At 45.1% G+C, this 12,977-nt stretch carries 10 protein-coding genes; 8 read left to right on the top strand and 2 right to left on the bottom strand.

Translation table 11 applies throughout. The features are described 5' to 3' along the window. Positions 1-27: 27 nt before the first annotated feature. The 4 genes from HWX64_RS03590 (at position 28) to HWX64_RS03600 (ending at position 4,942) form a co-directional block, all read left to right on the top strand. A complete protein-coding gene (locus HWX64_RS03590) occupies positions 28-789 on the top strand; it encodes a hypothetical protein (protein ID WP_175987326.1) in 762 nt (253 codons plus the stop codon). A 117-nt stretch (positions 790-906) separates the two neighbouring features. Continuing rightward, positions 907-1,260: a VOC family protein gene (locus HWX64_RS03595; protein ID WP_175987328.1), complete on the top strand. Its 354-nt coding sequence runs from the start codon at positions 907-909 to the stop codon at positions 1,258-1,260. A gap of 136 nt (positions 1,261-1,396) precedes the next feature. Continuing rightward, on the top strand, positions 1,397-1,519 hold the full coding sequence (locus HWX64_RS22060) for a hypothetical protein (RefSeq protein ID WP_303049457.1): 123 nt from the start codon (positions 1,397-1,399) through the stop codon (positions 1,517-1,519). Between the two features lie 405 nt (positions 1,520-1,924). After that, on the top strand, positions 1,925-4,942 hold the full coding sequence (locus HWX64_RS03600) for a carbohydrate binding domain-containing protein (RefSeq protein ID WP_175987330.1): 3,018 nt from the start codon (positions 1,925-1,927) through the stop codon (positions 4,940-4,942). 61 nt (positions 4,943-5,003) lie between these two features. On the opposite strand, the gene HWX64_RS03605 is transcribed toward HWX64_RS03600, so the two are convergent. Further along, positions 5,004-5,171 (bottom strand): hypothetical protein, encoded by a 168-nt coding sequence (locus tag HWX64_RS03605; protein WP_175987333.1) that lies wholly within the window; start codon positions 5,169-5,171, stop codon positions 5,004-5,006. A 510-nt stretch (positions 5,172-5,681) separates the two neighbouring features. On the opposite strand from HWX64_RS03605, the gene HWX64_RS03610 reads away from it, so the two are divergent. The 3 genes from HWX64_RS03610 to HWX64_RS03620 all read left to right on the top strand — a co-directional run bounded on the left by HWX64_RS03610 (position 5,682) and on the right by HWX64_RS03620 (position 10,825). Beyond that, the gene (locus HWX64_RS03610) at positions 5,682-9,797 is read left to right on the top strand and encodes a phosphodiester glycosidase family protein (RefSeq protein WP_175987335.1); all 4,116 of its coding nucleotides are present in this window, start codon (positions 5,682-5,684) and stop codon (positions 9,795-9,797) included. 233 nt (positions 9,798-10,030) lie between these two features. After that, a complete protein-coding gene (locus HWX64_RS03615) occupies positions 10,031-10,381 on the top strand; it encodes a YciI family protein (protein WP_175987337.1) in 351 nt (116 codons plus the stop codon). Positions 10,382-10,411: 30 nt separating this feature from the next. Beyond that, positions 10,412-10,825: a RidA family protein gene (locus tag HWX64_RS03620; protein ID WP_175987339.1), complete on the top strand. Its 414-nt coding sequence runs from the start codon at positions 10,412-10,414 to the stop codon at positions 10,823-10,825. A 471-nt stretch (positions 10,826-11,296) separates the two neighbouring features. On the opposite strand, the gene HWX64_RS03625 is transcribed toward HWX64_RS03620, so the two are convergent. Further along, a complete protein-coding gene (locus HWX64_RS03625) occupies positions 11,297-11,920 on the bottom strand; it encodes a class I SAM-dependent methyltransferase (RefSeq protein WP_175987341.1) in 624 nt (207 codons plus the stop codon). 117 nt (positions 11,921-12,037) lie between these two features. On the opposite strand from HWX64_RS03625, the gene HWX64_RS03630 reads away from it, so the two are divergent. Next, complete coding sequence (locus HWX64_RS03630; RefSeq protein WP_175987343.1) at positions 12,038-12,931, top strand: LysR family transcriptional regulator; 894 nt, start codon at positions 12,038-12,040, stop codon at positions 12,929-12,931. Positions 12,932-12,977 lie beyond the last annotated feature (46 nt).

The raw sequence follows: 12,977 nt of genomic DNA on the forward strand, positions 1-12,977 counted from the left end.
ATACTAGTGCAGTGAGGAGGGGTCCGCATGATTCTACGAAAAATCCTGGCCACTCTGGTGTCCACCCTCATTTGTTCATTGATCTTAAGCCTGTTCGCAACGTTCGACGGGAACGATCCCGGGTCCAATTCAGGCAGCCAGCTGATCGGCTGGTCGGTGGTTTATTTTATGTATATCGGAGCGATCATCCTCCTATACGGAAATATCGTGTCAATAGCCGTTGAGTATCTTCAGAGGAAATGGTTTGAAGACCGGGACTGGCTGTACGTGCTGATCCTCGGGATGTTCGGTTTAGCAAACGGGCTGCTGTTCAATGAAATCCTGATGGCTGTCAGCGGTATGGTCGCGGCTGTGATGTATGGCGTGGTGGACAAATGGATCGCTGCGAAAATGAAGAGAAACCGGAGCATCAAGATGTTCGTGATTGCCCCGGCCTGTATGTATCTCCTTGCGTGGGGTCTGGGGCAGGCGCTTTCACCGCCTATGCCGCCTTTCACGAAAGAAGATGCGGTTGAGTTCGCCACATCCGGCAGGGGGACTTCCATCGAGCATTTCCCTGATGAAATCGGCACCTGGGCAGGCAGCGTCAACGGATATCGGGTGAAAAGGGAAACCCTTGTAAAAGAAACAAGAAGCGAAACATATATTGTCACGTTCAAAGAGGACTGGGATTCAGGAACGGATAAAGGTACTTATTCCATTTCGTATAAAGTGAAGCGGGGGAGTTCGACTTTAAGCGGGCAGACAGGGGAAATGCCGCCTTATTATCAAACTGTCATTATTCAGTAAGAATGTGAAACAGAGCCCTTCGATAAAAAAGTGGGCAGGCAGGATAACTCAACACTGGAACCAGCACATATGATAAAATCAGAATTGTATAAAAAATCCCCTAATAGGAGAGATAGGATGTCAAAACCTGTATTAAATCAAATCGGAACGACCTTTATTCCTGTTCGTGATATTGAAAAAGCGCGCGATTGGTATTGTGACATATTGGGACTACCATCAGATGGTGAGATTTTATTTGGGCATCTCTACATACTGCCTATGAACGGAACAGGTATCGTATTGGACAGCAAAATTTTTTCGGAAGAAACAGTATATAAAGTTCCGCCTTTTCACTTAAACACCCATAATATCGAACAAGCTTTTCAATACATGAAAAGTAAAAACGTAGAAATCACCACAAACATTGAAGATAATCATTGGTTTAATTTTAAAGACCTGGACGGTAATCATTTAATGATTTGTCAATGTTAATTGTTTTATAAAGGGTACTGTTGTTCACTGCTTGTAGTGGGGCGGATCATTCATCGACCGTCTAAAAAAACAAATTCTTCATATTTATTCCCATCCCTGCGCACGATATAAACAAAATGCAAAGGGTGGTGAAAGAATGTCTAAACAGAAGAATAAGGACCGTCAGAATAATAAAGCGATGCCGAAGACCGATGTGGAATTTGCACAAAATGGTCTTGAGAAGCTGGCACTGAAGACGGAGGAAAGAGAGAATAAGTAAGAGTGGTTGAGGGTTACTTCCAATAAGCAGTAAGAAGAGCGATGAGTTTAAAACGATAAACTGCATCGTTCTTTTTTTATTCCTGTAGGTATTTCGTAGGGTTTCGTTTTTTGTAAAAGGAGTTCCTGGTTCGGATGTAGAAAAAACTAGAAGGATAAGCCTATATGTATGGTTTTTTTAGAAAGCGTTTTCTTTTTGAAAGAAGAAACGTTTACCTTTTTGTTCTAAAACGAAACCGGTTCCGTAATTTAGGGGAATTTTACACTGGAATAAAAGTAGGTGATCACCCCGATTGGACCAATCTTTTTTTAAATTAAAACGAAAGCGGTTTCGTAATCTGAAAAACGGTGCTAAGAGGGACTCCAATCCTTCTTCACATATACAAACAAAGGGAGGAAACAAGGAATGCGAAACAAAGTGGTGATGGTGATGCTTGTGTTGGTGCTGGCGTTGTCGGTTGTACTGCCTGCCGGAGCGAAGGGGCCAGTCGGCGGTGCGGATGAGGCGATGTTGAAGCGCTGGGAGGAACGGGGGATCTTCAAGGGGAAAGGAAAACTGAAGAAAGATCCTCATGAGGCGTTGTCTAGGCTGGATTTTGCTGCACTTATTCATAGGTTGGTTGGTAGCGGTAAGGAAGGAATGCCTTCAAATAAGGAGAGTGTCTTGAAGTATGCCAAGGAGCTTGGATACTGGGATGAAGTGTTCGGTGAAGGGGCGGATGAAAATTCTGTTGTGAAGAAGGAAGAAGCCCATGAGGTTATGGAGTTTTTGCTTCCGGGAAGCGGTTCCGTACCTGGTGAGGAAGGCAGTCAGCCGCTGAAGTTGTTAGACGTGATCCAGCTGTTCAATGAAAAGGCAGATGGTTTTTATCATAAGGCTGGTGTGTATTCCGGAGAGACTATTAAAGGGAATGTGCTTGTGAATCATGGGAATGTGACCCTCACGGATGTGAAGATCAATGGTAATCTTTACATAACTGCGGGCGCTCAGACGGGGAATGTCCTGTTGAAAAATGTTCGTGTCGATGGGAAGGTTTATATGGATGAGAAGGTGCAGAACCAGGTGCGTTCGGAAGGGTCGAAGCTTGGACAGGTCACGGTGTACCAGCCAGGGGCAGTCGAGTCGGACTGGACGCTGGTGTGGTCTGACGAATTCATTTCAAATGAGATCGATCCTGAGAAGTGGACATATGATATCGGGAACTGGATCGTGGGTGAGGATGGGAGTCCAATTTCTCCAGGCTGGGGAAATAACGAGCTTGAATATTACACGGATTCCCCTGAGAATTCCTTCATCCGCGACGGAAATCTTGTAATCAAGGCAAAGAAGGAAAGAAGACCGATCACCGATGAGTTTGGATCGTATGATTATACTTCCGCCAAGCTGAAGACGAAGGGCTTGTTTTCAAAAAAATATGGGAAGTTCGAGGCGAGGATGAAGCTTCCGGAAGGAAAGGGATTCTGGCCGGCATTCTGGATGATGCCTGAAGATAGTGTGTATGGCAACTGGCCGACTTCCGGGGAGATCGACATCATGGAATCAGCCGGAGGTGATACGAGCAAGATCGGCGGCACGATCCATTATGGAGCGGAGTATCCGAATAACACATATACGGGTGCTGAGTATCATTTTCCAGAAGGAGAGGATGCGACCGGCTACCATACCTATGCGATTGAATGGGAGCCCGGTGAAATCCGCTGGTACGTAGACGGGCAGCTGTATCAGACGCTGAATGACTGGTTCAGCCAGGGAACGAATCAGGCTGATAAATATGCTTACCCGGCGCCATTCGATCAGGAGTTTTATCTGATCCTGAATCTGGCGGTCGGGGGCTGGTATGGCGGTGATCCTGACCGGACTACTCCTTTCCCGGGTGAGATGGAAGTGGATTATGTCCGGGTGTATGAGCTGACGGGCCGTGACTATATGGAGCCCGTGGAGCCTGAACAGGTGAAGGAAGAGCTTCCGGAAGGGGCAAAGTTCCCGCTTGAGGATGGCAATTATATTTATGATGCAGGTTATACGGAGCCGTTCACGGTGGTGGATGCTTCCGGCGAAACGCTGGACGGGACGTACTGGAATTTCGTGACGCTTCCGGACTTCGGGGGAAGCGGAACAATCACGAAGGAAGAGGCAGACGGCGTTTCTTTTGCCAAAACAGCGGTGACGAATCCTGGAAATGCGTTATGGGCGCTGCAATTAATTCAAAACGTGTCGATCGCGGAAGGCGGTATGTATAAGGTTAGCTTTGATGCGAAGTCGGATACGAACCGTGCGATGATGTCCAAGGTGTCGGGCGGTGCCGAAAGAGGTTACGCTAATTATTCTGGCGAGCAGACGATTCAGCTGACGAGTGACGTGCAGTCGTATGAGTATACGTTCACACACCGCCAGGATACGGATATCGCGGCAAGGCTCGAGTTCAACATGGGTGCGAACGGGAATGCGCCGGTGTGGATCGGGAATGTCCGCGTGGAGGGAGCGGAGCCGGTCGATTCCGGTCAAGCTTCGAAAACCCCGCTGCCGGACGGGAACCACGTTTATAACGGCACCTTTGATCAAGGCGATATGACGCGGATGAATTATTGGGATGTTGTAGTGAATGAGACTGCAGCGGCAACGGCCAATGTGTCAGAAGAAGCAAGGGAGCTGCATGTCGGGATTACGGACGGAGGTTCGGCTGCCGGTGATGTTCAGGTGAAGCAGACAGGCTTGCAACTTGATGCGGGTGCGGATTATGAGTTGACGTTCGATGCTCGTGCCTCTGCTGACCGGGCAATCGAGGTTGAGTTCGTGAGTGAGGACGGTACGGTGAGTTATATGGATTCGGTACCAGTTGAGTTGAATGGAGAAATGGAATCACATACGGTTGCGTTTACGATGCCGGAGGGACAGAGTGAGGAGTTTGGTCAGCTGGTGGTTAAGCTTGGCGGTGTGAGCGGGGATGTGTATATGGATAATGTGAAGCTGTTGAAGACGTCGATTGATGTGGAGTTGGAGCCTTTGCAGAATGGGGATTTTGTTGCCGGGCTGGATTCTTGGAGTCACTATATTCATTTTGATGCTGTGGCTGGAGTGACTGGTGAGAATGAGCAGATGAATGTTCGAATCGATAATGCCGGAAACGAAGCGTGGAGTGTGCTGGCGGAGCAGCCGGGTCTGGAACTCGGGCAGGGGCTGACGTATGAATTGTCGTTTGATGCACGTTCGACGGTTGCGCGTGATATGGAAGTGACTCTTGAGAATGTGGGTTACTATCGTTATTTCGCCGACCAGATTTTCATAGATGATCAAATGAAAAACTATACCTTTGAGTTTGTAATGGGTGCGAATGATACAGTGTCGCTGAAATTTTTAATGGGGAAATTTAAAGGGGCACATGAAATCACAATCGATAATGTGGTGCTCCGGGTGAAGGAATAAGATTTATGAGAGATAGGGACTGCCTGCTGCGGCAGTCCCTGTTTTTTTGTGATGGGCGGATTTAATCTGCATTCTGCCGCTTTTTCCTATTCAACCAATACATAAGGAAAAAACCGAGTGTGAGTCCAACACTATATGTGACGATATAAGACATATCAAATTTGCCGATCAGTGATAATACCAGGAAGATGATGGTGCCGACAAGGAAGGGAAAGTACCAGCGGTTCATTGAAAAACTTCCTTTCTAATAAAAGTAGATATATAGAACTATACCCAGTTTTTGGGTGTTCAACCTTTAAGTAACATTTTCGTTTTGGGCTGCTTAGGGAAAAGAGTATGGATAATTTTGATAAAGTCAGCATTAAACGAAAAAATTCAGCATAAATTCATATTTTTCAGCATAAATCCAAATTAGTCAGCATAAATAGCCAAAAGTCCGCATAAAAAATCCAGCCAGCCCCGTATGTTTAAACTTTTGTAACATGGAGGTGGTTTTTGTTTATATTTACCAAAAATATGAGAGAGGATTAGCAACAAGAGAATAATAGTCCTGAAAAATAACTAGATTAATCAATTCAATCAATTAAAATTAATTAAAATCGTAATCATAGGCCCTATTACCTCTTTTTCAGAATTTTACAAATAAATGACATTCTATTAATATATTTCCTTTATGATAAAGATGTCATTTATTGATGGATTTAATCAAAATATGGAAATGGCTATAGGAGGCTGAGTGATGAGAAAGTGCTTGAAAAGATTAGTGCCTGTTGTCCTGTCACTTGCAGTTGCCGGCAGTATGGTGTTGCCCAATGTTGCAGGGGCCCTGGGTGATTTCGATTTAGATTCCAGCGTTGTACATACACCGATTAATGAATACCGGGCCGATCTTGCACCGGGTGTTATGGAGAAGCATTACAGCTTTGAAGGGACGGATGGAAAGAAGATTGAAAGTTTTGTAGTGGAAGTAGACGTTCAGAATCCGAGTGTATCGATTGAAGCGGGAACCCCGAATGACGGCGAGGAGTATGGCCTGCAGCCTGTCAGACAGCAAGCAAGTGCCGCCGATGGAGAAAACCATAAGGTGGTGGCTGCTGTGAACGCCGATTTTTATAATATGGCGACAGGCGAACCCAATGGAATTGTATTTAAAGATGGAGTAGGGATAAAAGATCAACTACGGCAAGGGTGGGGTTTCTTTGGTATGAAGAAGTCCGGTGAAGCAGTCATTGGAAGTACAGCCGAGTATGATGTGGTCAAGGATCAGCTCCAAGAAGCCCTAGGTGGAAATGCGATTCTTGTAAAGGACAGTGAAGTCTATCAAACTCCTAAAACCGGAGCTGATAGAGAGCCTCGTACGGCTGTCGGGATCAAAGCGGATGGGACTGTATTCTTTACTGTGATTGACGGCAGGCAGGAACCTTATTCAAGCGGAATTTCCATGCCTGATTTAGCGCAATTGATGATTGATTTAGGAGCGGTGACGGCTCTTAACCTGGATGGCGGCGGTTCATCCACTTTTACCACGCGTACACTTGGAGGGGATGATCTCGAGATTGATAATATGCCTTCTGACCGCGGAGAGCGAAGTGTGGCCAACTCATGGCTTGTAGTCTCAGAAGAGCCTTCCGATCATACTTTTCACTCTGCGTACGTCTATCCTTATGATCAATCCTTCACTCCGGGATCTACGATTGATTTCGGTGCTAAAGGCAGAGATAAGGCCATGGCTTCAGCCCCTCTTCCAGAAGCTGACCTGACATGGGAATTATCCGATACGTCATTTGGTACTATAGATGAAAATGGATTGTTTCAATCCAATGGAAAAACAGGTCAATTTTACGTGCTGTTGAACCATCAGGGAGTAGAGGTTGGCAAAAGCATCATTGAAATTGCTGCTCCAGATCAAATTTCTTTCTCTTCACCTGAACTGACGGCAGCCAGAAACAGTGAAATCCCGTTAGGTTTTCAAACGAAATTTGAAAAACGGATTGTCGATTGGAAGCTCGGAGACGTTGAGTTTGATATACCGGAAGGATTAGGCACGATTGATGAGGAAGGTGTGCTCCACACGGGTGAGCAGAGTGTTAGCGGCACCATCACTGCCCGCCTGAAGGGTACAGATCTGGCGGCTCAGTTAAAAATCTCTGTAGGAATACTTCCCCAAGTGTTATTTGACTTCGAAGACGATTTGGGTACATGGAAGACGGCAACAGCGAATCGGGGAGAAAAAGGATTCCTGAGCCTGGCGGAATATCCAGAACCCGTTCGATTCGGGGATCAATCACTTAAGCTAGATTACGATTTCACCGATGCACAAACCGGGACGACCCTCGGAGTGTATGCGGGTCCCGGTGTGAATGCCGAGATTGAAGGGGATCCGCAAAGCATCGGCATGTGGGTATATGCAACCCCGGAAGCACAGGGGTACTGGCTCCGTATGTTAGTTGTGGATGGGAATAATAAGAATCAGTCCATTAACCTGACCGCTGAGAAGCCGGGTATTGACTGGGTTGGATGGAAATACATCGAAGCCGAAATCCCATCGTCCTTCACAGGACCATTCAAAATATCCGGGACACAGGCCTTCAGAATGATGTCCACGAAATCCGGCATCACTGGTCCTATGACAAAAGGGTCTCTTTATATTGATAATATACGTGCGGTGTACGGAGAAAAAGTTGATGACTTATATCCTCCTGTCATTGAATCCATTAATGTAGATGAGAAAGAATATACAACTAGTTCAGTGAATGTAAAGGCTGACGTTCATGAGTATGAAGACGATCCTTTCAAAACGGGTATTGACTGGGGAAAAATCAAATTGTATGTGGACGGCAAGGAATATTCCAAGCGTGAAGGACATTTCTCCTATGATATGGATGGCTCTGTCTCGCTGAGCGGATTAGAGTGGGCAGATGGGACACATCAAATTACGTTGATGGTGCCTGATAAATTTGGTAATCAGGCGGTTAAAACAGCATATTTTACAGTCAATACAGGGACTGCAAAGGTCGAAATCATTCAAGCTGAGGAGAATGCATATTTAGGTGATTCATTTGAACTGGCTGTGAAAGCGACAAATCCAGCTGAAATCTCTGAATCTGCCTTGTCATTGAAAGTGGATCGAAATTTTCCAGTGGAAGACCTCATCTTTTCACCGGGCTTCACTGACAGTACTTCGAGCTATGACGATGAAACGGGGATTCTTACGCTACATCTTGTGAACAATGACGAGACTGGCCAAACAGCTGAAGCAGCCATCATTCCAATAAGGGTGCCGGCATCTGTAAAAGAAGGCAGCAAAGTGAATGTGGAGTTGATCAATGGAGAAGTCACCTATGTTCAACCTCGAAAGGAAACATTCATCCCGACCTATTCGATGAAACCGCTGAAGGTGGCAGTAGAGGCTGCACTTAAAGTAGAAGCGGAACCACTGTTAATAGGAGAGCCTGCCCTTATCAAAGTAATGGATCAGGAAGGTAAGCCTGTCAGTGGAGCGGACGTTTTTGCCTTAATTGATGGAAATGAAGAACTTCTTGGGAAGACAAAAGAGGACGGTTCACTCCTCGTGGATTCGCTCACAAATGAGATTAAAAACATCAGCTTGTTTTCAGTGAAAGACGGAAGATATTCATTCAAGATGGATACGCAGACGTACCCGGCTTTAGTGGAGGAGGGTGAAATAAAAAATATTATTTCACCGACCACCGATGACCCTTATAAATCGAAAAGGTTTACCTGGATGTCCAGCCCGTTAGGAAAAGATGAGACTCCGATCATTCAGTATGCAAGAAAAAAGGATTATGATAAGAATGGTGATAAGAGCCTTATCAGCGCAGAGGGATCATGGAGCAATCAAGTCTTCTCCGGTGAATTGGATATTACCAAGAATGGCATCGCACGCGTGAATCAGGTCACAGTAAAGAAGTTGAAGCAGGACACGACTTACGTATACCGGGTTGGTAATGGCGAGTCGTGGAGCGATATGCAGGAATTCACTACGTTAAAACGACAAAACCAATTCGAGTTCGCGGTATTGGGTGACACTCAATCACCGTCCGACTTAAGCCTGTTTGATCAGATTCTTTCCGCTATCAACGGACAGAATCCGGCATTCATGATCCATGTCGGTGATCTCGTCGATGAATCTTCTAAATTCAATCAATGGGATGATGTATTGGCAGTGATGAGTCAATATGATAACATTCGCACGACTAATCTGGTAACAGCCCTAGGAAATCATGAATATATGGGAGACAGTGATGCCAGTACGGCAAAAGCCATTATGGGAGCACCCGGGAATGGTCCAGATGTGGATAAAGGCGGTACGTATTCCGTTGATTATCACAACATGCACATTAGTGTGCTGGGCTTTACAAGTGATGAAGATGTGCTTAATCAGCAATTGGAATGGCTGAAACAAGACATGGACAGTTCGGATAAACCATGGAAAATACTCGTGACCCATAAGCCTCCGTACTATACCAATCCGTTCGGCGGCAATGAAATCATGAAGGAAAAGCTGCCTCCGGTCGCAGATGAACTGGGAATCGATATCGTTTTCTCTGGTCACGATCATGCTTACGGCAGAACAATGAAACTGAAAGAAGGTACAGAACACGACAACGGCACAGTTTACGTAGTCGCAGGAACTACCGGTAAGAAGCACTACGATGCAGTGGCAGATGATAAATTTGAATACGTCAACATGGAGAACATTGCAGTCTATATGAGTGCTAAGGTGGATAAGGATACCATCACATTCATCACCAGAACATCAGACGGAGATGTGATTGATGAGTTCAGTGTGGTGAATGAAGAGTACGATTCGGAAGAACCTGAAAAAGAGTAGATCAAAAGGTGCGAAGTCCCTTGCAATTTAGAAAGGGCTTTGCACCTTTTTAATCTTGGAAATCTGGAGCAAATGTTGAATCGGGCAGACAGCTGAAGTCTTTTATTGCTGTAACAGAGAGAAAAAATATAAGAAGTACTTTGAAAGGAAAATCCTTGTATTTTATAGAATAGATGAAAAGATAGATATTGGTTTTCATAAGACGAGTTTCTTTTAAAGAAGGAGGTTATTCTATGCTATTTATGCTTATCGTTAAAGCCTCGAAAAATTCTGAAGCCGGAAATCTCCCGAGCCCTGAACTGATGGATGCCATGACGAAGTATAATGAAGAATTAATTGAAGCTGGCGTTCGGGTCATGGCTAAGGGACTTCATCCAAGTTCACATGGAATTCGCATTTCGTATCTAAATCCTGATGAAAAGCCGATAGTTACGGAAGGACCTTTTCCGGAATCGAACGACTTGACCGCCGGATTCATTCTGATTGATGTAAAGTCTAAGGAAGAAGCGCTCAAATGGGTGATGCGTATGCCGGACCCCCAGGGACATGGAGAGGGCCAGATTGAATTACGGCAGGTTTTTTAGTGTCTTGACTGAAGACAAGGGGGAAATAATATGGACAAAAAAATAACACTCATCCGTTCTAGTACATTAGCATCCGTCGATTATGCACACGCAAGCAGTATACCGGCGGGAATGGAGGTCCTATTTTTAGCAGGCGCCTGCCCTCTGGATAAGAAGCGGAAGGTTCCTCATCCAAGTACTTACGAGCAGCAGGCAAAATTGTGTGTGGAGAATTTAAAGGAAGTATTGAAAGAGGCTGATGCTTCTCTGACTGATATTGTGTATACGAGAGTTCTTGTGGCGTCCGGGAACCGTTCAGATTTAGTAGCCTCTTGGAGGGCGATACGGGAGGAGTTTGATGATCATGATGTCCCCAGTACCTTGTCCGGCGTCACAGTGTTGGGATATGAACATCAATTGGTGGAAATTGAAGCGGTGGCGGCTGTGGATAGGGGAACGGAGTAGATAGAAAGATAGATGTTTGGGCTGCATATTCGGCGAAGGGTATACCTTTAGGGACAGGCATTTGTACAAAATGACGGATTGGGTATTTTTATTAAAGTCAGCATAAAACGAATTAATTCAGCATAAATCAGAAAAAGTCAGCAAAAATGGTCTGAAAGTCCGCATAAAAGAAAAACAGCCAGGCCCCCTGCCTTGTAACAGGGGACCTGGCTTGGAAGGGTAGAGGTATTGAGCTGTAAAGAAAACTCGACAAGTGGCTCGATTATCTTACAAAGTGGCGCAATAATCAGGATTCCGGTGCAATTATCCGGAAAGCGGCTCAATTATTCTGTTTTCGGCGCAATTATCCAGAAACCGGCGCAATAAATATTCGTATATTAATATTCTAGGTTTTAAAACCGTTAGCGTTTCGTTTGATACGATTATTTTGATGAAATACGATTAAAATAAAGTAAATTTCTAAGGAAATCCTCATTTAACCGCAATAACAGCCACCGTCTGATACCCCCGCGAGACCGGCCCGCACACTAAGCTGACCTCTGAAAATTTCAATATCTCCATCACCGGCATCAGTTTCCTATGAATCATATGTTTAACCGAATCCCAGTCCTCCCCGTCTTTCCCATCGCAAAGTGTAATCATGACGGTGCCTCCAGGTGTCAGCACCCTGTGTATTTCCTCAAAAGATCTGAATAGATTCTCCCAAAAATAAACCGAATGGATGCTGAACACGGCTGAAAACTGTTCATCCGGAAAAGGCAGTTCTTCAACACTGCCGGGAACTAACTCCATCCGCTTCTGTTTAAGTGCTTTTCTGTTCCGGATTGCAGCAGAGTGGAGGAGAGTCTTGGATAAATCCAACCCGGTTACATGCTGACCGCCATTCATAGAGGAGATCTGTTTGAATGCAAACCCTGCTCCGCAGCCAACCTCAAGGATATGTTGATTCTTCTGAAGTTGAAGATTGTGAAGGGTCCATAGAGTTTCCAGTTTATGCTGCCTGATCATTTTCTCCCCAATCAGCCATCCGAGCACCCCTCTGGGCCGGCCATACTGGTTATCCATGATTTGCTGCAATGTCGTTTTCAGATCCATATAAAAGCACTCCTTTTGTTCATCGTGTATTTACACTATAATTTTCATATATCTATTAAACAATCGTATATAACTTATAGTTACTATTAAATATTTTTATAGTAAGGAGGGGTTAAAATGGAACTTAATCAGCTAAAAGCATTTGATCTTGTGGCAAGGCTGGGGTCATACAGCAAGGCCTCGAGATACCTGGATGTGTCTCAGCCGACAATCAGTCTACGGATAAAAGAGTTAGAGAAAGATGTGGGCGGATATCTTTTTGTTAGGTCAGGTAAACAGATGGTGATGACCGATTTAGGAAAAGGATTCCTTCCATATGCCAGGCAGGCGCTCGAAATTCTGACTAAAGGGAAAGAAAGGGCACTGGCGATAAAAGAAGGCACAAGAGGGGAAATCACGATTGCAACGCTCCCGACTTTTACAACCGGACCTTTCACCTCCATCGTTATGAACATGCAACATCGTTTTGCTGAGATCGATTTGACCATCCATACCGGTCATAACCAACAAATCATCGACATGCTATATGACGGGTTCGTCAAACTGGGGTTGATCACCTCCCCGTTTTTTAATAAGGATCTGAAGAAGCTTCATACGATAAAAGAACAACTGGTCTTCGTTGTCCATCCTGATCACCCGTTAAGTGGAATAAAGCATTATGGGGTAGAGGATATTTTTACAAGCAGCAAGCCATACATCATGACGGATTGGAGCGAGGAAAGTAAACATTGGCAGAGAACGAACATGTCCTTCGGAGCGGACTCCATCGAATTGCCACCGGCCACAGCCTTGGAATTCGTCCTTCAGGGGAGGGGAACAGCGCTCCTCATAGAGTCAATGGTGTCTGACCTCATTGAAAAAGGAAAATTGGTTCAGCTCAAACCAAATGATATGCCTGCTTTATATCGGGAAATCGCTTTGGTGAGTCTCGATCGTGAACAGTCAATGTCTCCAGCTGCAAGATTTTTCGTAAAAACAGTGAAGGGCGGGTCATGGGGACAGGTACGTTAACCCGTTTTTGCGTCTGCCTTCTTTTTTTGGAAAACGTTAATATTTT

It is taken from the genome of Bacillus sp. Marseille-Q1617 (genome assembly GCF_903645295.1).
Lineage (GTDB): Bacteria > Bacillota > Bacilli > Bacillales > Bacillaceae_B > Rossellomorea.